25 protein-coding genes and 1 pseudogene are annotated in these 22,825 nt (G+C 61.5%); 14 read left to right on the top strand and 12 right to left on the bottom strand.

All coding sequences use genetic code 11. The features are described from left to right. From ISP25_RS04005 to ISP25_RS03990, 4 genes are all read right to left on the bottom strand, one after another. Complete coding sequence (locus ISP25_RS04005; RefSeq protein WP_192157437.1) at positions 1 to 327, bottom strand: SH3-like domain-containing protein; 327 nt, start codon at positions 325 to 327, stop codon at positions 1 to 3. Positions 328 to 329: 2 nt separating this feature from the next. Beyond that, complete coding sequence (locus ISP25_RS04000; protein ID WP_192157439.1) at positions 330 to 965, bottom strand: nitrile hydratase subunit alpha; 636 nt, start codon at positions 963 to 965, stop codon at positions 330 to 332. Beyond that, a complete protein-coding gene (locus ISP25_RS03995; RefSeq protein ID WP_404611838.1) occupies positions 962 to 1,315 on the bottom strand; it encodes an SH3-like domain-containing protein in 354 nt (117 codons plus the stop codon). Before ISP25_RS03995 ends, ISP25_RS04000 begins: the two co-directional genes overlap by 4 nt. A gap of 238 nt (positions 1,316 to 1,553) precedes the next feature. Beyond that, positions 1,554 to 1,979, bottom strand: coding sequence for a DUF302 domain-containing protein (locus ISP25_RS03990; protein ID WP_404611836.1), 426 nt, complete (start codon positions 1,977 to 1,979; stop codon positions 1,554 to 1,556). Between the two features lie 383 nt (positions 1,980 to 2,362). Between ISP25_RS03990 and ISP25_RS03985 the strand changes: the two genes are divergently transcribed. The 10 genes from ISP25_RS03985 (at position 2,363) to ISP25_RS03940 (ending at position 12,100) form a co-directional block, all read left to right on the top strand. Further along, entirely contained in the window at positions 2,363 to 2,923 is a 561-nt protein-coding gene (locus ISP25_RS03985) for a DsrE family protein (protein ID WP_225578345.1), read from the top strand. 65 nt (positions 2,924 to 2,988) lie between these two features. Then, positions 2,989 to 3,978, top strand: coding sequence for a substrate-binding domain-containing protein (locus tag ISP25_RS03980; RefSeq protein ID WP_404611834.1), 990 nt, complete (start codon positions 2,989 to 2,991; stop codon positions 3,976 to 3,978). A gap of 36 nt (positions 3,979 to 4,014) precedes the next feature. Beyond that, positions 4,015 to 4,785, top strand: coding sequence for a substrate-binding domain-containing protein (locus ISP25_RS03975; protein WP_404611832.1), 771 nt, complete (start codon positions 4,015 to 4,017; stop codon positions 4,783 to 4,785). Then, complete coding sequence (locus ISP25_RS03970) at positions 4,769 to 5,458, top strand: c-type cytochrome (protein ID WP_404611830.1); 690 nt, start codon at positions 4,769 to 4,771, stop codon at positions 5,456 to 5,458. The genes ISP25_RS03975 and ISP25_RS03970 overlap by 17 nt, the downstream gene beginning before the upstream one ends. Continuing rightward, complete coding sequence (locus ISP25_RS03965; RefSeq protein WP_404611828.1) at positions 5,455 to 6,462, top strand: c-type cytochrome; 1,008 nt, start codon at positions 5,455 to 5,457, stop codon at positions 6,460 to 6,462. Before ISP25_RS03970 ends, ISP25_RS03965 begins: the two co-directional genes overlap by 4 nt. Positions 6,463 to 6,537: 75 nt before the next feature. Next, on the top strand, positions 6,538 to 7,182 hold the full coding sequence (locus ISP25_RS03960; protein WP_192157447.1) for a YceI family protein: 645 nt from the start codon (positions 6,538 to 6,540) through the stop codon (positions 7,180 to 7,182). Between the two features lie 62 nt (positions 7,183 to 7,244). Further along, positions 7,245 to 8,516, top strand: coding sequence for a thiolase family protein (locus ISP25_RS03955; RefSeq protein WP_404611826.1), 1,272 nt, complete (start codon positions 7,245 to 7,247; stop codon positions 8,514 to 8,516). Between the two features lie 282 nt (positions 8,517 to 8,798). After that, positions 8,799 to 10,688 carry an amidohydrolase gene (locus tag ISP25_RS03950; RefSeq protein ID WP_404611824.1) on the top strand — a complete coding sequence of 630 codons (1,890 nt, stop codon included), beginning with the start codon at positions 8,799 to 8,801 and terminating at the stop codon, positions 10,686 to 10,688. Further along, on the top strand, positions 10,667 to 11,131 hold the full coding sequence (locus ISP25_RS03945) for a DoxX family protein (protein ID WP_404611822.1): 465 nt from the start codon (positions 10,667 to 10,669) through the stop codon (positions 11,129 to 11,131). The genes ISP25_RS03950 and ISP25_RS03945 overlap by 22 nt, the downstream gene beginning before the upstream one ends. A gap of 39 nt (positions 11,132 to 11,170) precedes the next feature. Then, the gene (locus tag ISP25_RS03940; protein ID WP_450088472.1) at positions 11,171 to 12,100 is read left to right on the top strand and encodes a glyoxalase; all 930 of its coding nucleotides are present in this window, start codon (positions 11,171 to 11,173) and stop codon (positions 12,098 to 12,100) included. Positions 12,101 to 12,315: 215 nt separating this feature from the next. Here the strand turns inward: ISP25_RS03940 and ISP25_RS03935 are convergent. From ISP25_RS03935 to ISP25_RS03925, 3 genes and pseudogenes are all read right to left on the bottom strand, one after another. After that, positions 12,316 to 12,576: pseudogene (locus ISP25_RS03935) on the bottom strand (LysR substrate-binding domain-containing protein); the annotation flags it as partial. A 15-nt stretch (positions 12,577 to 12,591) separates the two neighbouring features. Continuing rightward, positions 12,592 to 12,747 carry a type 2 periplasmic-binding domain-containing protein gene (locus ISP25_RS03930; protein ID WP_404611820.1) on the bottom strand — a complete coding sequence of 52 codons (156 nt, stop codon included), beginning with the start codon at positions 12,745 to 12,747 and terminating at the stop codon, positions 12,592 to 12,594. 300 nt (positions 12,748 to 13,047) lie between these two features. Further along, the gene (locus ISP25_RS03925) at positions 13,048 to 13,980 is read right to left on the bottom strand and encodes an alpha/beta fold hydrolase (protein WP_404612076.1); all 933 of its coding nucleotides are present in this window, start codon (positions 13,978 to 13,980) and stop codon (positions 13,048 to 13,050) included. Here ISP25_RS03925 and ISP25_RS03920 point away from each other — a divergent pair. Further along, positions 13,913 to 14,248, top strand: a complete 336-nt coding sequence (locus ISP25_RS03920; RefSeq protein ID WP_404612094.1) for a hypothetical protein — start codon at positions 13,913 to 13,915, stop codon at positions 14,246 to 14,248. The two genes, ISP25_RS03925 and ISP25_RS03920, sit on opposite strands and share 68 nt — an antisense overlap. 214 nt (positions 14,249 to 14,462) lie before the next feature. On the opposite strand, the gene ISP25_RS03915 is transcribed toward ISP25_RS03920, so the two are convergent. The 3 genes from ISP25_RS03915 to ISP25_RS03905 all read right to left on the bottom strand — a co-directional run bounded on the left by ISP25_RS03915 (position 14,463) and on the right by ISP25_RS03905 (position 18,333). After that, on the bottom strand, positions 14,463 to 14,912 hold the full coding sequence (locus ISP25_RS03915) for a DUF302 domain-containing protein (protein WP_404611818.1): 450 nt from the start codon (positions 14,910 to 14,912) through the stop codon (positions 14,463 to 14,465). Positions 14,913 to 15,064: 152 nt separating this feature from the next. After that, positions 15,065 to 17,995, bottom strand: coding sequence for a sensor histidine kinase (locus ISP25_RS03910; RefSeq protein WP_404611816.1), 2,931 nt, complete (start codon positions 17,993 to 17,995; stop codon positions 15,065 to 15,067). 161 nt (positions 17,996 to 18,156) lie between these two features. Next, positions 18,157 to 18,333, bottom strand: coding sequence for a hypothetical protein (locus ISP25_RS03905; protein ID WP_404611814.1), 177 nt, complete (start codon positions 18,331 to 18,333; stop codon positions 18,157 to 18,159). A 90-nt stretch (positions 18,334 to 18,423) separates the two neighbouring features. On the opposite strand from ISP25_RS03905, the gene ISP25_RS03900 reads away from it, so the two are divergent. Next, entirely contained in the window at positions 18,424 to 18,717 is a 294-nt protein-coding gene (locus ISP25_RS03900; RefSeq protein ID WP_404611812.1) for a hypothetical protein, read from the top strand. Between the two features lie 139 nt (positions 18,718 to 18,856). On the opposite strand, the gene ISP25_RS03895 is transcribed toward ISP25_RS03900, so the two are convergent. Then, complete coding sequence (locus ISP25_RS03895; RefSeq protein ID WP_404611810.1) at positions 18,857 to 19,378, bottom strand: Dps family protein; 522 nt, start codon at positions 19,376 to 19,378, stop codon at positions 18,857 to 18,859. Positions 19,379 to 19,435: 57 nt separating this feature from the next. Next, complete coding sequence (locus ISP25_RS03890) at positions 19,436 to 20,260, bottom strand: SDR family NAD(P)-dependent oxidoreductase (RefSeq protein WP_404611808.1); 825 nt, start codon at positions 20,258 to 20,260, stop codon at positions 19,436 to 19,438. Positions 20,261 to 20,468: 208 nt separating this feature from the next. On the opposite strand from ISP25_RS03890, the gene ISP25_RS03885 reads away from it, so the two are divergent. After that, positions 20,469 to 22,007, top strand: a complete 1,539-nt coding sequence (locus tag ISP25_RS03885) for an aldehyde dehydrogenase family protein (protein WP_404611806.1) — start codon at positions 20,469 to 20,471, stop codon at positions 22,005 to 22,007. Positions 22,008 to 22,329: 322 nt separating this feature from the next. After that, positions 22,330 to 22,638, top strand: coding sequence for a PadR family transcriptional regulator (locus ISP25_RS03880; RefSeq protein WP_404611804.1), 309 nt, complete (start codon positions 22,330 to 22,332; stop codon positions 22,636 to 22,638). Positions 22,639 to 22,825 lie beyond the last annotated feature (187 nt).

The raw sequence follows: 22,825 nt of genomic DNA, 5'->3' as shown, positions 1-22,825 counted from the left end.
TCAGTCTCGTGGTCTCGCAGCGACTTCGTCCATCTTCAACGCCAGGTCCGTCGGCGAAAGAATCCTTTTCTCGAAGAGAATGTTCGCGAAGGCGACGATCCAGCGCTCGTAATAGCTGAGCTTCCCCACCAGGTCGGCGCCCAACGCCTCGACGCCCCGGCGCTTTTCTTCGGTGTTGATGATTTTGTGGAAATCGAGCACATCGGCCAGCGCGTGACACCTTTTCTCCCACGGGAGAAGCACGTGGTCCGTCTGCTGGACGGCGTCGGCCTGCAAGCCACCGATATCGTTCGGCAGCCTTTTGACGAATTGGTAGGTTTCGGGCATGGCTAGGCACTCCGTGTGGGGGGATTCGCGGCGACGACACCGATCATTGCGTCGCGCGTCACGAGAGCGGCGAGGTCCTCTTCCGAGAAGCCCTCGGTCCCCTCGGGTCTCAGGGGAAGCACCAGGTACCGGACCAGGGCAGTCGAATCGCTTACCCGGATTTCGACGTTGTCGGGGATGTGCGTGCCGAACTCTTCCAGCACCTTGCGCGGCTCGGATACGGCACGGGCGCGATAGGGCTTCACCTTGTACCAGTCGGGAGGCAGGCCAAGAACCGGACGCGGGTAGCAAGAGCACAGCGTGCATACGACGAGGTTGTGCACGCTCTCGGTATTTTCCAGGACGATGAGTTGCGTGTCGTCGTAGAAACTGATGCCGAGTTCCTCGCACGCGCGCCGCCCGTTCTCGAGCAGCCGGCCCCTGAATCCGGCATCGAGCCATGCCCTTGCCACGACCTTGGCGCCCAGCGCGGGACTGCGCGAATCGAGAACTTCTATCTGCCGGCGTATCTCGCCGGGACCGATCAGCTTCTTCTCGACGAGCAGCTCACGCACCGCCGTTTCCATGATTTCATAGTCGCCGCCATGCTGCGGAGCGGCCGGCTCCGGGTGTGGCGAAGAATGATCGTGAGCGCTCATGCCGGAACCCTTTCAAGCCATGTTTCGTAGACTTCTATGCGCAGGCCATCCGTTGCCGGGCCTTTGTATTCCGGCCACAACTCGGACATGGGCACCGCTACCCGGTAGTAATGTCGCTTGGAGCCCGCATTGCGACCGAAGGCTTCTTCTTCGTTGTCGACCGCAGCCGGCTCGATAATCTTCTCGACGGTGCAAAACTTGCCGCGCATGTAGGTAGGTACGCGATAGTGCCCAACGGGGGATCGCGCCAGAATGCGTGCCTTGTCGCCAGGACTGAACACGGGACGCTCGCCTTCGGCAAACACCATGCCGGTAAGCAGGCCACCCGCTGGGATCGTGTCGTCTCGCATGAGGCTTCCTCATCGATAGCGGAATCGAAAATCAGGTGAGGCGGGACGGCCTCCATAAAGACGTCGCCTGCGGGGAACAGGCTAGGTCGGATGGCGCCCCGGATCTTGTGCAAAGCGACGATCCTTGACTCACCACAGTGCGGCGTTGGGTGCGCCATGAAGCCGCATCCGATGCTTCAATGAGCAGCACAGCAACCACGCGCTGCATGAGCGAAACCGCATAAACGAATCCCGGCCTTCAGAAAGCCGGGTTTGCCTGCACGGGTCGAGCTGCCGCCTCGGCCACGACCGTTTCAATGGCGGCGGTCATGGCTTTTACGACAGCCCCCGTCGAAGGTCCGAGGTCATGCCTGGAGGCGATCCACGAAATGGTGTTGTACGAGACCTTGGTTTTGCCGAACTCGTCTTCCCACACGAGGACCTTGATCGGCAGATCGATACCGACCCTTTGATCGAGCTGCATCAGCGGGGTGCCGGCGCGCGGATTGCCAAAGATGAAAACCTCGGTGGGCCGAAGCGGCAAATTCGAGGCATGGGCAGCGGCGGCGTGATCGACCCTGGCCAGGATCGCCATGCCGGTCTTCTCGATGGCCTGAGCCAGGCGGGCAAGCGTTTCCGGCGTCGTGCCATTGCTGTCGATCGTCATCAAACCGTTGTCTTTCATGAGTTCATTTCCGTCCCTTCGGGTACTGGTCGGTATGGGGATGGCCGTCATTCCGGAAAGGCCATGCCGCGGCGGCGCGAAGGCACGCAGAACCCCAGGCTAAGCCTGTCGTGGATCGGAATCTTGGAAGAAAAGGCGGCCCTTGATGCCGCGCAGGACGATCGGGTGTGGCCGCCAAACGCCACTGCCGTGCAGAGCCACTGACTCATCGATGACCGAAGACTGCGTGCTGCCAGCGCTATCGAAACTCGTGTCACCGGCGCATCCGATTGCGGCAATTACGGGGCTTTTCAACAAGAGGCGCCGTGTCGCCTTGGATAGTTTTCCGCTGTGGCTGCCGGCCCCGGATGGCTTTTCCAAAATTCCAGCAAAGGTGAAATTTCATGAAAATGAACAAACTACTGGCCCTTTCGATGGCGATGGGCGTTGCCGCCCAGGGCGGCGTCACTCACGCGGCCGACGCGACGGAGTTCTGGTCGAATCCGACCATCAGTCCCTACGGAAAGATCCACTGGCTTCCGGATTCCGCCTATCGCCCCCAGCCTGACCAGACGTACAGCATCGTGTTCGCCTTGTCGGTGGGAGCCGAATCACCGAGCCAGGTCAACGCATCGCTTGACCGCGTCGCGCGGTCGATCAACCTGTATACCCAATCCGGCGTGCCGTTGAACCACCTGAAATTCGTGGCCGTCGCCTACGGCCCTGCGACGCCACTGGTCCTGGACGACGCGCACTACAAGGCGGCGTACGGCGTGCCCAATCCCAACTTGCCGCTCATCCGGAAATTGCGCGATGCCGGTGTAGATGTTGCCGTCTGCGGGCAGGCCGTGGCCGAGCACAAGTACCAGTACGACTGGGTGGACAAGAGCGTGACGATCTCACTGTCGGCGCTCACCACTATTTCGACATTGGAACACCAGGGCTATTCCCTCGTTCAACTCTGAGGGCATCCGCCTTCTGTCCTTGGCCTTGCCAAGGGCGTCATCATCACGCCCGCCAGGAGCAATGCATGCACATCAAGATGGTTTTTGCTGCCGCCCTGACGCTGGCCTGCTCGGCCACGAGCGCTCTCGCGCTCGATGGGGCCGCCCAGGCGACGCAGTCGGCTCAAGTGCAGAGTCCACCATGGCAGCATGGCCAGAACAACGATGCGGTCGATCGGGGTTTCGAATTTACCGTGCCGGACGCCGACAACCTTGCCGATTTCCACGGCAACCCCGCTCACCCTGCATTGGTGCTGTACGTCGGCGGCAATTATTTCTTTGCCATGGCACCGCTTGTGAAAGCCTTCGAGGAAAAGTATCCCGAATACAAGGGGCGGCTTTATTGGGAAACCATTCCGCCCGGGCTGTTGGTCGATCAAATGAAGGCCGGTGGCACCGTGACCGTAGGCAACATGACGTGGACGGCAAAGCCCGATGTCTATCTGGCAGGTTTGAATGCCGTACAGAAGCAGGTCGACGCGGGGCTCCTGCAGTCGCCCGCCGTACCTTACGCCACCAATGACATGACCATCATGGTCGCGAAGGGGAACCCCAAGCACATTACGGGGCTTCTCGACCTGGGCAGGCCCGATATCACGCTTGCGATGCCCAACCCGGAGTTCGAGGGCATCTCGCGGCAGATCAAGGCCTCCCTGGACAAGGCCGGTGGCGAACGGCTCGAAACCACGATCTACGAATCGAAGGTCAAGCAAGGCACGACCGAGCTCACACACATCCATCATCGCCAGACGCCACTTTGGATCATGCAAGGGCGCGTCGACGCCGGCGTGACCTGGCAGTCGGAAGCCGTCTTCCAGGAACAGATCGGCCATCCCATCGGCCATGTTGCGATCCCCGAATCGCAAAACACGACGGCCATCTACGCGGCGGCAATCGTCAAGAGTACGGCCCACGCTGAAGCGGCCCGCCGCTGGCTGGACTTCATCCGATCCGAGCAAAGCCTGGCCATATTCGAGCGCTTCGGATTCAAACGCTATACACCACGTTCGCCCTGAACGCCTCGACCGTCGACGTCGCCATGGGAGCGGCTCATGTTTAAGTCATTGTTGTTTTCCGGCCTGATCGCCCTGGCATCGAGTTCGGCTGCCAGCGCAGCCGACGTTCTCCACGTATACGGCCCAGGCGGCCCGGCGCCCGCCATGCGCGAGGCGGCCAAGGTGTTCGGAAACGCCCATGGCATCGATGTCGAAGTGGTCGCCGGGCCGACGGGCAAGTGGGGCGCGGATTTTCAAAAGAACGGCGACATCATCTACAGCGGCTCGGAAAACATGATGAGTGGATTTCTGGCGCAGTTTGCCGGCGTGATCGATACGGCCACGGTCAATCCCCTCTATGTCCGACCCGCAGGGATTCTGGTCCGGCCTGGCAATCCGCGGCACATCCACGGCTTCGAAGATTTGCTCAAACCGGGCATGCAGGTAATGGTGGTGGAGGGGGCAGGGCAGGTCGGCATGTGGGAAGACATTGCCGGTGCGCGCGGAAACGTCGACGCCGTCCGTGCCTTTCGCATGCACATCGTGCGCTACGCATCGAACAGTGCCGAAGCGCTGAACGCCTGGCAGGCCCAGCCTTCGATCGATGCCTGGATCATCTTCCCCATCTGGGCGGTAGCCCATCCCGGCGTGGCGGATGTGGTCCCGCTGTCGCCGCCTTATTTGATTTATCGGGATTGCGGCGTGGCGCTTACCCACCAGGGCGAACGGCAGGCCAATGCACGTGCTTTCCTTGAATTTCTCGGTGGGCCCGAAGGTCGCCGCATCTTCGTCAGGTACGGATGGACGGATCATGCTGCTGCGAATTGACAGGTATCCGGCTGCCTGGATGCTCTTGGGCGTTTGCCTCGCAACGACTGCGCCGGGTATTCGTGCGAGCGACACCCGAGCGACCGCGACCGGCGCCAAGGCCATCGCAGCCCAGGGCGATGCGCAGCGCGGAGTTCCGCCCTGCGCGGGCTGTCATGGCGCGGAGGGCCAAGGCAACGGCCTGGCTGCTTTTCCGCGCCTCGCGGGCCTTCCCGCACGGTATCTCCGGCAACAGCTCGAAACGCTCGCCGACGGACAGCGCAACAGCGCGGTGATGTCCTCCATAGCGAAAGCGTTGTCGCCGGACGAGGTCAGTGCATTGTCCGCTTACTATTCCGAGCTCCCGGTACCCGCCTCGTCACCGCAGCCTGCCGGTTCCGATCCCGCAGCGGCGGCAGAGCTGGCGGAACACGGACGCGCCGACGATAGGCTTCCTGCATGTGTGCTGTGCCACGGTAGACGCGGTGTCGGTATCGGCGACGATTTCCCGCCGCTCGCAGGGCAATCGGCGACGTATATCGCCAACCAGCTCGAAGCCTGGAAAGCCGGCGCGCGACCTGCGGGACCGATGGGATTGATGCCCCGTATCGCCGCCAAGTTGTCCGAGTCCGACATTCGCGGCGTTTCCGCCTATTTCGCGGCGCAGCCCGCTACGCGAGATGTTCAGCCATGAGTGCGATCGCCCGTTCCATTGCCGCGGCTGCGGCCCTGTTCCTTGCCGGCGCGGTGGCGTACGTCTCATCCACAAGGGCCAAGGTAAGCAATGCCACACCAAGGACGGAGGCCGCCGTTGCGTCGACGCCTTCCCCGCAGGCGCCATCCGACAGCAAGCGTTCCGCTTTCATTCCTCCGCCTCTCAACGCGATGCCAAAGGACGACTTCGGAAAAATGGTCCGCCTCGGCGAGCAGATTTTCGAAGATCCCGCGCACCACGCCAGTGCCTATGTGGGTAACGATCTCCGCTGCAGCAATTGCCATCTGGATGCGGGACGCCTGGCGAACTCCGCCCCCATGTGGGGAGCCTATGTGTCCTACCCGGCGTATCGGTCAAAGAATGGCCACGTCAATACGTTCGAAGAACGACTGCAGGGCTGCTTTCGCTTCAGCATGAATGGCAAGGCGCCTCCGTTGGGAGACAAGGTATTGGTCGCGCTGGAGAGTTATTCCTATTGGATGTCGAGGGGAGCACGCGTAGACCCCGACATTGCCGGGCGCGGCTATCCGAAACTCGACAAACCGCCGATGCCCGCAGATTACAAACGCGGACAACAGGTCTACGACGAGAACTGTGCACTTTGCCATGGAGCTCATGGCACGGGGCGTCAGGCCAATGATGGAAGCCCCGGCTTCCCGGCGCTGTGGGGCCCCGATTCATTCAACTGGGGCGCAGGGATGGGGAGCTTCGAAAACGCCGCGGCCTTCATTCGCGCCAACATGCCGCTCGGGTTGGCCGGGAGCCTGAGCGTGCAGGACGCCTGGGACGTGGCCACGTTCATGGACAGCCAAGAACGCCCGCAGGACCCGCGCTTTACAGGTTCCGTCGCCGAAACGCGCCAGCGCTTTCACAACAGTTCCAATTCCGCCTACGGCACGGTCGTCAATGGCCATCTGCTGGGCAGCGACTCGATAACGAGCGGCGGACATCCGAGAGCAACGGAAACAAGTTCGAGACCGTGACGTCGTGGTCGCAATTGCGAGCGCGCACCGTCGCCGTGCCTGGGACGTGGCCCTTACCAAAACTTAGGATCGAAGATGAAAAGCTTCAACGCCTCCGTCGCCATCGCTGCCGCATTCCTGCTGTTCACAACGGCTGCGACGGCGTTCCAGCAGGGCCATGGTTCTCCCGAAGATGCGAGCGCTTCGGCCCAGTACAAAACGCTCAATCTCACCAGGGATCCGGCAGCGGCGACGGGAGGCAGCTACAGGCTCGATCCGCATCACACCTCGGTCACTGCGAAGCTCGCACATATGGACCTGTCGCGTTACACGCTGCGTTTCGATGCAGTCAGCGGCGGATTTTCATTCGACCCCACTCGTGCGACCGCTTCGAATCTGCAGATTTCCGTCGACCCGGCATCGGTCGACACCGGCGACCAGGCTTTCGACAAGAGAATTGCGACCCGGTTTTTCGAAAACGGCAAATACCCATCCATCACATTTGCGTCGTCGTCGATCACGATCACGGGAGATCACTTTTCCGTCGATGGCGTCCTGGATTTCCACGGGGTCAAGAAGCCGGTATCCCTGAGCGTCGTCTATCGGGGCTTCACCCATGGGCGGATGGGCTTTTCGGGTGAGGCGACTTTCAAGCGTTCCGAATTCGGCGTCGGAGAATGGGTGCCTCTGGAGGCGGATGAGGTGACCCTCCTGATCGAGACGGAATTCGTCAAGACATGAGCCATTTCCAGATTTGAGACGCCAGACCCGCTGGTGCGGCATTGCGGCTAAAGGACCGACTCATGACACGCTTCAAGCAAGCTGTTTATCTCGCCCCCGGGCTTCGTACTCCCTTCGGACGCGGCGGCGGTGCGCTGGCCGCTTATGACGCATTGAGCTTGTCCGTACCCGTCGTTCGCGCGATGGCCGAACAAGTCGCGGGCCGAAAGCCTGATCTTTTCCTGTGGGGATCGGTCATCCCCAACCTGGGGTGGAGCAACCTCGCGCGCGAAATCTGGATGGACGCGAAATTGGATGCCGCCGTGCCGGCCTATTCCGTCGTCCTGGCCTGCGGTACCAGCATGACGGCTGCGTTCTCGGCAGCCGGCACGATCGGCCCGGGTGTCGACGTCGTGATGGTGGGCGGCTCGGAAGTCATGAGCCGCCCGTCGCTCGGCTTGACCAGCCAGGCCAACGATCGCCTGCTCGGGCTTTTTGCCACCGACCCTGCGCAGGCGGTGGCGGCATTGGGCAGCCTGCGAGCGACGGATTTCAACCTTCCCACCAAAGGCTGGGCCAACCGCATCACCGGTCGCACCATGGGCGATCACATGGAAGAGACGGCGAAGCAATGGGGCATATCCCGCCAGGCGCAGGACGAGTGGTCCTACCGCAGCCACCAGAAAGCCATTGCCGGTTGGGAAAGCGGATTCTTCGGTGACCTGGTGATAGCGCTGCCGGAATTGGCCAGGGACGCGAATCCGCGCGCGGACACTTCCTTGGAAAAGCTCGCCGCATTGAAGCCAGCCTTCGACAAGAGCGGCCTCGGCACGCTGACTGCCGGCAACTCGTCGTCCATTACCGATGGCGCGGCGGGCCTGTGGGTCATGTCAGACCAGGGGCGCAGGCGGCTGCCCGCGAACTTGCCGACGGTCAGGCTTCTCGACTACGAAATCGCGGCAGTCGATTTCCACAAGGAAGGATTGCTGATGGCACCCTCGTATGCCATTCCGCGCCTGCTCGACCGGCATGGCCTGTCTTTCGAGGACATCGCGCTATGGGAGATCCACGAAGCCTTTTCGGCGCAGGTGCTGGCCAACGTGGCCGCGCTGGAGAAGCCCGGATGGATTGCGGAAAAGACGCACGTCACCCGTGACTTCGGCCGCTTCCCCTGGGAGCGGGTGAATCCGAACGGTGGATCGGTCGCGATTGGCCATCCATTTGGCGCCACCGGAGCCCGCGATTTGAGTCAGGCGGTCAAGGAGCTTGCAGCCATGCCGCGCCCATCCAAGGCAATCGTCAGCGTGTGCGCCGATGGCGGCCAAGGCGTCGTCGCGCTGCTCGAAAACGGCTAGTGCGGCTTGGTCGTCCGATACGGACCGCTGGCAGCCAAGGAGAAGGCTTCGTGTCGATTTCCACTCAAAAGACAGATTGGGCTTTCATCGAAAAAGTGAGCCATCGGCGGTCGGGGCAACTTGGCCGCGCAGAGGCCAGCACCGGATCCCGCCTGGCGACCACGTCGATCACTTCGGCGAGTGTGGCGGCGGGGTAACCCGGCGGGTCAAACCACATCGCGTCGCACAGTCGCCGCAGGGCACGCAGCCACCTGCGACAACCAGGAAGAAGGAGCCAGCGTCATGAGCGATACGCATACCGAACCGGAGCTGCTTCTGTACAACGGACGTTTTGCCACGCTCGATCCGGACAAGCCGCGGGCGAGCGCCGTCGCCATCGCCAACGGACGACTGGTGGCGGTGGGCGACGATTCGAGCGTGCTGGGTTCGGCGGGCAACGCCACGCGAAAGGTCGACCTCGGCGGTCGTTGCGTGCTGCCAGGGTTGATCGACAACCATCTGCACATCATTCGCGGTGGCCTGAACTACAACATGGAGTTGCGCTGGGACGGCGTACGTTCGCTTGCCGATGCGATGGACATGCTGCGGCGGCAGGTCGCGATCACGCCGCCACCTCAATGGGTTCGTGTCGTCGGCGGCTTCACCGAGCACCAGTTTGCCGAGAAGCGCCTGCCGACCATTGCCGAACTCAACGCGGCGGCACCGGATACGCCGGTGTTCCTGCTGCACCTCTACGACCGCGCGCTGCTGAATGCGGCGGCGTTGCGGGTCGTAGGCTACACCAGGGACACGCCGGAGCCGCCCGGGGCTCATATCGAGCGGGACAAGGCAGGCAATCCTACGGGTTTGCTGCTGGCCAAACCCAATGCCGCCATCCTGTATGCGACGTTGGCGAAAGGGCCGAAGCTGCCCTTCGACTACCAGCTCAACTCCACCCGCCATTTCATGCGCGAGCTCAACCGGCTGGGCGTTACCGGCGCCATCGACGCGGGCGGTGGCTCCCAGAACTATCCGGAGGACTATGCCGTGATCCAGAAGCTGTCCGAAGACGGCCAGCTGACGATCCGGCTGGCCTACAACCTCTTCACGCAGAAGCCGAAGGCGGAAAAGGACGACTTCCTCAGCTGGACGAGGACTTCCAAGTACAAGCAAGGCGACGACTACTTCCGGCACAACGGCGCCGGCGAGATGCTGGTGTATTCGGCGGCGGACTTCGAGGACTTCCGGCAACCGCGTCCCGATATGCCCGATGCCATGGAAGGGGAACTGGAAGATGTCATACGCGTGTTGGCCGAAAATCGCTGGCCGTGGCGCTTGCATGCGACGTACGACGAGACGATCAGCCGCGCCTTGGACGTGTTCGAGCGGGTCAACCGTGATATTCCGCTGCAGGGACTGAACTGGTTCTTCGACCACGCCGAAACGATCTCGGAGGCCTCCGTCGACCGCATCGCGGCACTTGGTGGCGGCGTCGCCGTGCAGCATCGCATGGCCTATCAGGGCGAGTACTTTGTCGAACGGTACGGTGCGGCCGCCGCCGCTGCCACGCCTCCGGTCGCCATGATGCTGGAGAAGGGCATCAAGGTCTCGGCCGGCACCGATGCCACGCGCGTCGCGTCGTACAACCCATGGGTTTCGCTCGCCTGGCTGACCACCGGCATGACGGTGGGCGGTCTCCGCCTCTATCCGCAGCGCAATTGCCTGGATCGCGAGACAGCGCTGCGCATGTGGAGCCAGCACGTGACCTGGTTTTCAAACGAAGCAGGCAAGAAAGGGCAGGTCAAGGTCGGGCAGTTTGCGGACCTCATCGTGCCCTGCCGCGACTACTTCGCTTGCGCCGACAGCGAGATTGCCGATATGACCTCGGACCTGACGATCGTCGGCGGCAAGATCGTCTTCGCGGCCGGAAGCTTCCGGCACCTGGATGAGGATCCCTTGCCGCCGGCGATGCCGGACTGGTCGCCCGTCCGCATGTTCGGCGGTTACGCAGCCTGGGACGATGCCAGCTCCGCCGTGGTGCGGCAAAGCCACGCGAATGCCTGCAGCTGCGCCCGTGCCTGTTCGATCCACGGCCACGACCACATGACGGCCTGGTCGGCCACGCTCCCGGTATCGGAGCCGGACCTGAAGTCGTTCTGGGGTGCGCTCGGATGCGCTTGCTGGGCAGTATGAGCGTGAATGCGCCGCGGTATGCCATCGGTATGCCGGCCATCGTTGCCGTCATCCTGAGGGCGCCGGCGACAGTGTGGTTCGCACGCATCGGCCTGACCTTGCCGTACTGGTGGAGCGGCGTCGACAAGCTCACTCACCCGCAGGCAACCCTGGAAGAGTTCCATGCCACAGGCTTGCCCGCGTCGTGGCTGCTCTATGCGCTCGTCCTGGCGGTGCAACTGGGCGGATCGGTCGCGATCGTCTGCAATCGCCACGCATGGTTGGGAGCGGGTGCCCTGGCGATATTCACGGCTTTCGCGACCTGCCTGGCACACGGCTTCTGGAAGCTGGCCGGCGCGGCGCGCTTCGCCGAGATGAACGTTTTCATGGAACACATCGCCCTGATCGCGGGCCTGGCGCTCGCGGCGCTCTTCAGCTATGCGGGCCAAAGACCTGCCGCCTAGCTCCCATCCAATCCACCATCCCATCGGGAGAGGCACTTCATGCACATCCAGTCATGCACCAAGATCACCCGTATGGCGATCGCCATCGCCTCGGTCGCGCTGTTGTCGGCAGCACCCCTTTCGACCGGCTTGGCGAAGGAAGCGGCAAGCAGCGCTTCAAGCGTCGCCGTCGGCCCGCAATACGATTCCACCCATGTCTATATCGCCCCCGGCGATTTCGACGCTTTCGTGAACAGTTTCACCGGCACGTTTGGCGGCAAGCCGTCCGCGCGCGGCACCTTCAATGTATTGCCGGTGCCCAGCAGCACCGAAGGACAATATGTCTGGACGCCCGTGGGCATGCTGTCGACGTTCGCCTTCCTGACTCCGATCCCGTATCCGTTCGGGCAGGAGCGCACCGGCTACCTGGTGACCGACATGGATCAGGCCATCAAGGAGGCGCGTGCGGCAGGTGCCGAGGTGATCGTCGATAAGTTCAAGGACGCGATCGGTCTCGACACGGTGATCCAGTGGCCCGGCGGCGTGAAGATGCAACTGTATTGGCACTTCAAGGCGCCCTCCTATGCGTCCATGGAGACGGTGCCGGACAACCGCATCTATGTATCGCGCGATACCGCGGACACGTTCGTGCGCGACTGGCTGCGCTTCTCGCACGGGAAGGTGGTTTCCGACGATCGCAAGGCCGATGCGGGCGAGATCGGCAAGCCTGGCGAAACCTACCGGCGCATCCGCATCGACTCCGGTTTCGGCAAGATGCAAGTCAACGTGACGGATGGTCATCTGCCGTACCCGTTCGGTCACGAGATCACCGGCTATGAGGTCAAGGATCTCGACGCCACGCTGGCCAAGGCCATGTCGAACGGGGCGAAGGTGCTGGTGCCTCGTTACGACGGCAGCGATCGCAGTTCGGCGATCGTGCAGTTCCCGGGCGGATATATCGCGGAGGTGCATGCCTCCAAGGCGCGCTAGATGCCCGGTCGGGAGATGCGCGCTTTTGCCGAGTCCGAACAGTCTTCGCCTGTCCGGTGGCTGGCGGCGCGTGGAACCGCGTCGCCAGCCATCCTTTCCCTTGGCAGCCGTGAATAGCCGCCAGCGGATCTGTGCCTGTGGGTGCTTAGGCCAAGCTATCGGGGCCGGGAATTGCTTCCGGGCCGGGCGGCGGACTTCCATCGCCATCCGTTGCTTCATTTTCTGTAGCGAAGCGCCTCGACCAGCAATGCAAAGGCGGGAGAGGGTTGGCGCCTGCTCGGGTAGTACAGATGGTAGCCGGGAAAACGCGGGCACCAGTCGTCGAGTACTTGTTGCAGTCGGCCGCCTAAAATGTGCTCGCTGACCATGTCTTCTGGAAGGTACGCGGCGCCGAAGCCCCGAAGAACTGCGACGTGGATACGCTCGATGCTGTTGAAGGTCAGGCGGCCTTCCACACGCACATTGAGCGGGTGACCGTTCTTCTCAAACTCTCATGTGTACAGGCCGCCATGGGTGAGGAAGCGGATATTGATGCAGTCGTGCGCCATGAGGTCATGCGGGGTCCGGACAGGGCTACGCGTCGCGAAGTATGTCGGTGTTGCCACCACCACCAGGCGCGTGGGCGGACCGATCGGTATCGCGATCATGTCTTTCGCGAGCTGCAGGCATCGCTGACGAGCGATGGTTCGAGTGGCTGTTCCGCACGATCGTTTCTCCAAACCTGGGACAGGGCTTGCGCGAGCGACGTATGGCTTTGCGGGGAACAAATTCGCGGATGGCGCCGCTTCAACCATTGGGCGAAGAAGTCCGTAGTTGATCGCCAACAAGAGTGAAGATCAGCCGGCAATTCCCATCGCCAACCCGGTCCAGCAGCCCACGGTCCGCACCGCCTGGCTCGAACACTCATGAGCGGCTGTTCACAACGACAACCCATGTTCGGATCAGTTTTACGACACGCTGCGCACCTTGCGATTCATGAAATTGCGAATCAGGCCGGCAGTCTCGTTTGCGTTCGTTTCCAGTGCGAAGTGCCCGGTGTTCAACAGGTGCACTTCCGCGTCCGGAATATCCCTCTTGTAGGCTTTCGCACCCGCAGGCAGGAAGAACGGATCCTGGTCGCCCCATACAGCCAGCAGTGGAGGCTGGTGCTTGCGGAAATATGCCTGCCACGTCGGATACAGGGCCACGTTGGTGCGGTAGTCGAGTATCAGATCCAGCTGGATGTCATCCATGCCGGGGCGGCTGATATACGCGGTATCCAGGGTATAGCCGTCCGGCGATACCTTGAGAGGGTCGGCGCCATGCAGGTACTGCATGCGTATCGCTTCCGGCGAAAGCGCATCGCGGCAAGCTTCGCGCGTTTGTTCCGACGGGGAGCGCCAGTAGGCCTGATACGGGCCCCACACGTCGCTCAAACCTTCTTCGTAGGCATTGCCATTCTGGCTGATGATTGCAGTCACGCGTTCCGGATGCGCCGCCGCAACACGGAAACCGGTTGGTGCGCCGTAGTCGAAAACGTAGAGCGCATATTTCGCCAGATTCAGCGCCTCGGTGAAGTGCGTCACCACCTGCGCTAGGTGGTCAAAGGTGTAGTCGAACTGCCCGCGAGGAGGTGCTTTTGTGTTGCCGAATCCCGGCAGATCGGGTGCGATCACGTGGTAGTCATCCGCGAGCAGGGGAATCAGGTCGCGGAACATGTGGCCGGCAGTGGGATAGCCGTGCAGCAGAAGCAATACGGGTGAGCCCGGTCGGCCGGCTTCGCGATAGAAGACGTCGACGTTGCCTACTTTCTGAGTTTTATAGGTAAGGGTCATGGGTGAATTTTCCTGGGTGGAGTTCGAGGCACGGAGCCGTTTTGCGGAAAAACCGGAGCGGTCCATCGCATCTGCGATTTGTGCGGTGGCCAGGGCGATCGAGCCGAACAAGAATGAAGACAGCACGTTGCGCCGCTTCACATTGATGCTTTCGATAGGGGCGGTTTTCACCTTGGTTCCTCGATTTATCCGTGGCATTGCCCGAAGTCGGGTATGGACTCGTGGTCCGTCGACGACTCAGGCGGTGTTTTTGACTGCATCAGCAAGTACTTTCACCTGGCGTATTCGGGCGGTAAGTGCGGATCACGTTCGGGTCCGGTGCTTCGGCCAATGACCGTTCCGTGCTGTATCGGCTGGCAAATGCCGCGGTCGGCTCGGCAGGTACGGGCATGGTCATCTCTTCAAGCCATAGCTCGAGCTGGCCGCCGGACGCGATCCTCGATCGCAGTTCGAGTGCCGTAGCGTTCATCGCCTGTCACCGGTCGGACGGGTTTCACGGCGTGCCGGCGTCCATGCGATGACGAATTTCCGGAGCGATGCCATGGAGGTCACGACTCGATCGCCTTCACGAGAAGCTTCTGCGCCGGCTCCAGTCGACCGGCGAGCGCTGCGGGTACGTCCGATGTTTCCGGTGTCGGCACGATGGGACGGAAACCGACGATGGTTCGATGGTCGGCGTCTTCCCTGACCAGAACGTGCAAGGGCAGATCCAGGGCACTGCGCGGCGAGATCAGCGTGATGGGCGTTCTGCCCTCTGCCTTTCCATAGATGAGGACGACCGTGGAGGGCATGCTCAGCCCCGCATCGCGCGCGTTCGCGGCCTGATCGATGGTTGCGAACAGCTTCATGCCTGCGTTCGAGATCGCTTCGTACGGTCGCTCGACCGTCTTCTCGAAGGTGAAAGGGCTGCCGAATTCGATCGCGGAGCCGAAACCTGGGTGAGTCATGTGCATCTCTCCCGGCAGATTCGATAGGTCTGGCCAGGCGGAGGCGTTCATTCCCGAAGGCCTCGCCACCATGCAAGACTAGGCGCAGCAGGGCGTCGCCGCCTCCTTCCAAAGAGGTAGTCGCGGCTTTCGAAGTCTTGGGTTGTCAGCGACTGAAGGATCCCGGCATCGAGTGCGAAACGGCCGCTGGTGAACTGCGGTCGCTAGCGAAACCAGTGCCTGCCTGCATAGACGAAACGTGCAGAAATCCTCAGGGTTGCGCGGGTTCCTTTTCCGGATGGCGCCGTACCGATGGTAAATCGGCCACCGATCCGGCGCGCCCTTTCACGTATGCCTTGCAAACCCCAGTGCCCCGATTTCCCATGCATCAGGGCTGGAAGGTCCGCACCCCGACCGTCGTCAATGACCGTGATGTTCAACTCGCGTCGACCGTAATGCAGTTCGACATGCAGGGCGCTTGCCTCCGAGTGACGGAAGGCGTTGGTGACCAGCTCGCCGACGATCGCATGGACATCGCCGGCCGCCGCTGCGTTCAGTGGCCGCGGCTTGCCCTCCACATGCATTGAAAATGCGGTGGGATACATTTCGCTCAGACGATTTGCCTGGCGAGCAATGTCGGTGGGCAAGTCTTCCAGCGGCTCGGTCAACGAACGCAGTTCTCCGATCTTGTCGCGGCCTTCGTTCAGCGCGTTCTCGGTGACGGAAAGCGCCTTGGCCAGTTTTCGCTTGACGGCGTCCTCGGTCACGCTCCGCGCGGCGACCTCCACGTGCAGCAGCAGGCTTTGAAAGTTCTGCAGGATGGTGTCGTGGAAGTCCCGGGCCATGCGTTCGCGTTCACGTGTCCGCGCGTTGAGCTGCGCATAGATGTGCCTTACATGCATCAGGTACAACAATCCCAGCCCTGCGAGCGCGATTGCGAGGCACAGCACCTTGAACCACCAGGTCTGGTAGAACTCGGGCAGGATCTGAAAAGCGAGGTCGGTGGGCTGACCGGTCCACGCCCCATCGGCGTCGGATGCTTCGACCTGAAACAAGTAGTGGCCAGTTCCCAGATTGGCGTAGTGGGCTTCGCGTCGATCGCTGGCCACCTGCCAGTCGTCGTCGATACCTTTGAGGAGGTAGCGAAAATGCGACTCGGAGGGCGTCGAGAGCGTGGGTGCCGTGTAAGCGATGGTGATGCTTCGGGTGCCTTTCTCCAGCGCGGGAACAGACGCTCCGGAAAAACGCACGTCATGATCGTTGATTGATTTGATCGATACGCGTGCCGCTGCAGGGATGGATGGCATATGCAGTGCATCGATCGAGACCAAGCCCTGCAGCGTTGAAACCCACAGGCGACCATTGTCGGAAGCCAGCAGGCGCCTGGGGTTTTCCACGCCATCGGCTGGATCGAACAAGGTGTATGCGACCGCATGATCCGCTGCAGCCAGGGCCAACCGGATCTCCGTGCCGGTTACGCGGTACAGCCCACGGGGAGACGCTATCCAGACGTCGCCGTCGGGCAGTTGGATGACGTCGTACGCGTTTTCAAAGCGCTCGCCATGCGTGCCAACAAGCCGGTGAAAATGCGCACCGGTTTTGACCGAGATACCGCCATCACCCGCGATCCAGAGGCCGGAGATACCTTGACGCAGTTTGTTGAGCCCGCCCAGATCGAGCCCGTTTTGCGCCGAGTAGGCAGTTGTCTTTCCCTGCTCGACCGATTTCAACTTGCCTGAGGAGAAGGCAAGCCATGCCCGCGTGCCTTCGAGCTGGATGCTCGTGGCCATGCGGGGCTCGATGGCGTTCCAGGCGTGGCCGTCCCAGCGGACGACGCCGCTGAATCGCATCGAGACCCACAGCGAACCGTCGCCCGCCAACTGCATGTCCACGCAGTATTGCTTCAGGTTTGCTGGCAGCGCCTGTGGTCCCGGTACCGGGGGGGCAGGGATCTCGCTCACCTGGCCATGGATGTAGTGCTGGATACCCTTGTCACCACTGAACCAGACGCTGCCATCCGGGCTGCTTGCCACGCAAGGTGCGGAGCCGCCAAGCTCCGGATGCGTCGTGACTGTCTCGCCGATGCGGAGCGGTGGTGTGTCCGAGTTGCTGACAATCCATACCCCATGATCGCTGTCTTCAGTCATCGCCGGCCACAGGACGGGCAGGGGCAGTACCAGCGGCACAAAACGGGTGGCACGAAATTGTTCCAGTCCATTGGTCGTGGCAATCCACACGTTGCCCTGGCTGTCGCTGAAGTCGGCCGTGACCTGGATGTCGGAGTGATTGTCGGAGGCCTCGACGTTCTCCGTGACAAGTTGTTGCTGGCCGGACGGATTGTCCGCGTGCAGCCGCGTTAGCTTGCCGTTGGTGGGTACCCACAATGCACCGGCCTGATCGACGATGAGATCGGCCGTCACGCCAGCACTCGGATAGACGGTGCCAGCAGGCAGGTTGGCCATGGCTGCAATGCCTTTGTCCACGGTGTCGCGCTCGAAACGCCGGGTGCCTGGACGGAGGCGATACGCGGCGCCTGGGGTAAAGATCCAATAGGACCCATCCACACCCGTACCTGTGACCCACATGAATTTCGCATCGATGCCCTCGGACGGGCCGGCAGGACGCCAGGCGCCGTCGTCGAGCCGGTAGACCCTGCCCGATGTCACTACCCAGAGCGTGCCGTCGGCCATCTGCTTGAACGACATGATGGTGGCTTCGCTCAGGCCGCGGTTCATGGGTTCGGCGATGCCGTTATGGACACGCGTTACCGCCCCGTGCACGCCGCCGATCCAAAGATTTCCATCCCTGTCGCCATACAGCGCAGTAATCGCTTCGGGGGGGAGCCGGCCTTTCAGCATCGGCTCAACGTTCAGACCGTCAAAACGAAACAATCCGGTGGGTGCGCCAAGCCACAAATAGCCGTCCTTGTCCTCGGTGATGGCATAGATCGTTGATGGTAGACCGTCCTTGACCGTGAACAGGGTGCGTCGAAGCTGCGACAACTGCAGAAATGCCGGCTTGGCAGTTACCTCGCCGGAGCTGGCCGGTCGAGCGCTGGCGTGCGGGGTGGCGGCGATGGCCACGCAGATCAGCAGGCACCAGCATGCAAGGTGGCGGACGGCAATGCAGGCACGCGCTGGAACAAGACTTTTCATGCGGCCAGGCAGTCCTCGATGCGTCGTTGCTGGAACTCACAGAACAGAAGCATCGCGCTATGCAATGCCGTTGCCGCTCTTGTGCAAGGTTTCCCCAGGTCGGGCCAGGACCGTGCGCAAAGATCTTTGCCGACGGCTGGCTTCAGCCGTCCGGGCCATCTTCAACCGCTGATCACGGGAGTGTCGTCTGTTTCTGGGAAATCGGTCAACACGAAACCTTTGGCGAACTGGGTGAGTTTGCTGGCGGTGTGCTGCGCCGGAGGCGGTCGTCCGTCGATCTCGCCAGAGCGCATCCTGCGCTTTGCTGTTGCAAGTTCATCGGTCTGGACGCCCGTCATGCCAGTGGCAACGGTGAACGGGACGATATCTTGGAGCCACTCGCCGGGCTGGCGTCAGGCAAGGATCGGCCCTGGGTGCTGACCAGGAACATGACACGCAAGACATTAGCTGCGACGTTGGGGATACGCGGGATCGCACCGTCTATCGCGCGCAATACCAGCACCGGTGGCCACAGCACCGTGCCGCGTGCCGTGGCGCGCGCTGGTGACTGCAGCATCAGCCAGAAGATCCGCAAGCTGATCGAGCAGGGCATTGGCTACATCAAGACCATCGGCGGGCCGCGCAAGCTGTCGATGGTGGGCACCTCTGCGGTGCGTGACTGGATAACCTGGGCATTTGCTGCCTACAACCTGATCGGCCTCGGTTGCAGCAGTGGGGGATGAGCGCCGTCACCGACGTGAGCTACGACGGAAGGTGTACATATGCAGGGTGGAAGATCGTGTCTCGTGGCTGCCACAAGACCAACCATCCATAGATCCCGGTTATGAAACATGACGTAGGACAGTGGATTAGCGGGATCGATCAGCGTTCGCGAGAATGTGGATGCGAGGTTTCATATAGAAACCACACGCGACGCTCCGTCTCGTCGATCCAATTCTCCAGCAGACTGGCCGTGGCGACGTCGCCATGTACGTCGCAGACCCCGTGCACTTCACGCAAGACGGCAGCAAGGTGCGAATTGTCCTGGGCCAGCTCGGCGAGCATGTCGTCTGCCGTTACGAAAGGCGCATCGTTATCGGGTACGCGTTGCATGCGAGCGATATGGCCAATTGAACGAAGTGTCGTTCCGCCGAGTTTGCGCGCGCGTTCGGCGATCGGGTCGGTCATGGCGAACAGCTGATCGCTCTGGTCGTCCAGCATCAGGTGATAGTCGTGAAAATGCGGACCTGCCAAGTGCCAGTGAAAGTTCTTGGTCTTGAGGTAGATGGCAAATACGTCGGCGAGCACTCCTTCGAGGGCTGCGCTTATGTCACGGACGGCCTCGGAGGAGAGGCCGGACAACCCGCGGGGTCGGGAAATTTTATGATCAGATGTTGCCGACATGGCCGGTGATCCTCATCGTTGGGGGAATGATCGCTTGCGCGGACATGACTATTCGGTTCATGTATCGAACTGTGTATCGGATGCCACCGTGCGCCACTGCGCCATCTCCCTCTCCAGGCGATGGATCTTGCCGTCGATACGCGCAAACGCGTCTGGACCCAATGGCAGGCGCAGCGGCGGCGTTTCGGATTCCACGGCGTCGATGATCACCGCCACGGCCTTTTCGGGGCTTCCTGGCTGCGTGCCGCTGCGCGTCGCGACGGCGCTACGAGTGAGGCCGGCGGTCTTGGCATATGCGTCGATCACCGTACCTGCCTGCTGGATCGACGATGAGGAAAGGAAATCCGTGCGGAAGTAACCGGGCTCGACAATCGTCACGCCGATGCCCAGCGGTTTCACTTCAACCTCGAGCGCTTCCGATAAACCTTCCACCGCGAACTTCGATGAGTTGTACAAGCCGTTCCCCATCGATCCAGTAATGCCACCGATGGAGGAAAAGTTGACGATGTGTCCGCTTCCGTTCGCGCGAAGGTGCGGTAGCGCGGCACGAATCACGTTCCATGTGCCGAAGAAATTCGTTTCGAATACTTTGCGCGCTTCGACGGTGGACACCTCTTCCACTGCGCCGACCATGCCGAAACCGGCATTGTTCACCACCACGTCGATGGAGCTGACCTTCGCGACGGCTTGAGCGACTACCTCATGCGTTTGCCGCTCATCCGACACATCCGCATGCAACTCGACAAACTGTGGGTGCACGATGTCGGATGCGCCGTGCCGAACGGTGCCGACCACCGTGTGTCCACGCTTGAGCAGTTCTTCGCAAAGCGCACGGCCAAAACCTCGGCCAACGCCAGTGACGAACCAGGTCTTCTTCTTCATCGTCGGATTCCTTCAGCTTGAATGGCAGAGCGCCATGCGTGCAGAGGGTTATGAAAACGGGAGCGACGCATTGATGGTAGTTCCACCCATCCATCGAGTACCTACCCCAAAGAGGTAGGCGCCGGTGCGTTCTCGATCGAAGCAAAAAATCGCTGGATTTTGCTAGTCGTCCGCTGCCACAGCGGCCTAGATTCGATAGACGACCCATATGAGTCGACGCAACGTGCATCGCCGGGGGTCTTCCATCGACTGGGTATTCACCATGAATCAGCGAGAAAGTACGGGCACGGTCGCCTACGAATTCGGGAATCTGTTCATCGGCGGGGTGTGGCGTGCAGGTACGGCCGGTTCTGTCTACAAGGACCTCGATCCTTACACCGGTGAAACGCTTGTCGAAGTGCCGCAAGCCAGCGTCGAGGATGTAGATGAGGCGTTCAAATCGGCCGCGCGTGCACAACAGGCGTGGGCGCACACCTCGCCGAGCGAACGCAGCGCGCTGTTGCATCGTGCAGCCGCCATTCTGGACGCACGGCACGAAGAAGTCGTGTCGTGGCTTATTCGCGAATCGGGCAGCGTACGCCTCAAAGCCGAAGCCGAATGGACAGCCGTACGCGCCATCATCATGGAAGCCGCCACGCTGCCCACGCATGTCTGGGGCCGCATCATTCCCGGCGACATATCTGGCAAGGAACATCGCATCTATCGCAAGCCCGTGGGTGTCGTCACCGTCATCAGCCCATGGAACTGGCCCATGCATTTGAGTTCGCGTGTGCTTGCACCGGCGCTCGCGCTGGGTAACGCGGTGGTGCTGAAACCTGCCACGGAAACCGTGGTGTCGGGCGGATTGCTGCTGGCAAAGATTTTTGAAGAAGCCGGGCTGCCGCCGGGCGTCCTCAGCGTGATTACCGGCAGCAATCAGCTGATCGGCGATCCGCTGGTACTTCATCCGCTCTCGAAAGTGATTTCCTTTACCGGCTCGAGCCCCGTTGGACGGCGCATCGCCAGTCTCGCTGTTACTGGCCCTACGCTCAAGAAAGTGCAACTGGAACTAGGCGGCAACAATCCGCTGATTGTGCTCGATGACGCCGAGCTCGAGCGCGCCGTCGACATTGCTGTCTTCGGGCGTTTTCTTCATCAAGGCGAGTTGTGCGTCAGTGCCAATCGCCTGATCGTGCATCAAGCGATCTACGACCGTTTCGTCGATGCCTTCGTCGAACGCGTCAGGGTGCTGAAATTCGGCAATCCGAACCTGCCCGATACGGCGGTGGGTCCGATCATCAATCAACGCCAACTAAGCCGCTTGTTGCAGATGATCGTTCAAGCGCGCAGCGATGGTTCCATCATGCGCGTTGGCGGCCCCGCGGAAGGCTTGGTGCTGCCGCCGCATGTCTTTCTCAATGTCTCGCTATCGGACAGTCTGGGCCGCGATGAAATCTTCGGCCCCATCGCGCCGATCATCAAAGTGCGCGACGAAGACGAGGCCGTCGCTGTCGCCAACGATACGGAATACGGATTGTCCAGCGCCATCGTTACGCAAGAGCTCGCGCGCGCCGAACGCCTAGCGCAGCACATCGACGCAGGCATGACCCATATCAACGACGCCCCCGCCGTCGATCTGGCCAATATGCCGTTCGGTGGGGAAAAGAACTCGGGCCTGGGGCGTTTCGGCGCAATGGGACTGATCGAAGAGTTCACCACCGAACATTGGGTATCTGTGCAGCGCGGGCATCGGGACTATCCCTTTTAGCAGACTGTTGAGAAGCGCCGTCTTTCGTCACTGTTCCGGACAGCCATCGAATGCTCTATCCGGCTATTGAAAAGCCTATGGTGAGGCCTTGGTGCCAGAGAGGAACGATTAGGGGTGGTTATCGAGGGTAGGGCGGGCGTCCTACCGGCCAATTGAACGACAGCTTTCACGATGCCACGCGCCTTCCACCTGCAGAGATTGCTTGGCTCGCTTGATCATGCAGGGGACGCAGCTGGTGTTATTGCGAGGGTGCGTACGGCCTGGGCATTCCTGCGCCAAGGCAAGGCTTGCCTCTCTTTGGCTACATATGTAGAGTTACATCATGCCTCAGACGCGAACGCCTTCAATCCAAACCCGGCAACTCCTGGATGCCTTGCTGTCACAACGGGGGCAATGGCGCCATGGCTACGATCTATCCGAACAGACGGGTCTTCCGTCAGGGACGCTCTATCCCATCCTCATGCGCCTGAGCGACAGAGGCCTACTCGATTCGAAGTGGGAGCCATCCCCGCATCAGGGACGTCCGCAGAGAAAGCTGTATCGCCTCAACGCCGAAGGAGTGGGCTTCGCCATCGAGCATTCGAATCCTGCGGGCAAGACTTGGCGACAGCTGTCACCGGGGCGTCTCTGATGGCCATCCGCAACGTTGCAGACACGCTCCCGACTGCATTGATCCGATTCGCGACTCGGATGCTGCCCAAGCATCGTCGGGAATGGGCCGAAGCGGCACTTAACGAGGTCGCATACATCGGATCCCGTCGAGCGGCTTTGTCTTGGGCCCTTGGGTGCATGTTCTTTGCGCTCAAGGAGCGCTCGTC

It is taken from the genome of Rhodanobacter hydrolyticus, assembly GCF_044904645.1.
Note: the sequence above shows the minus strand (reverse complement) of the source record. Positions and strands in the feature narration are given on the sequence as shown.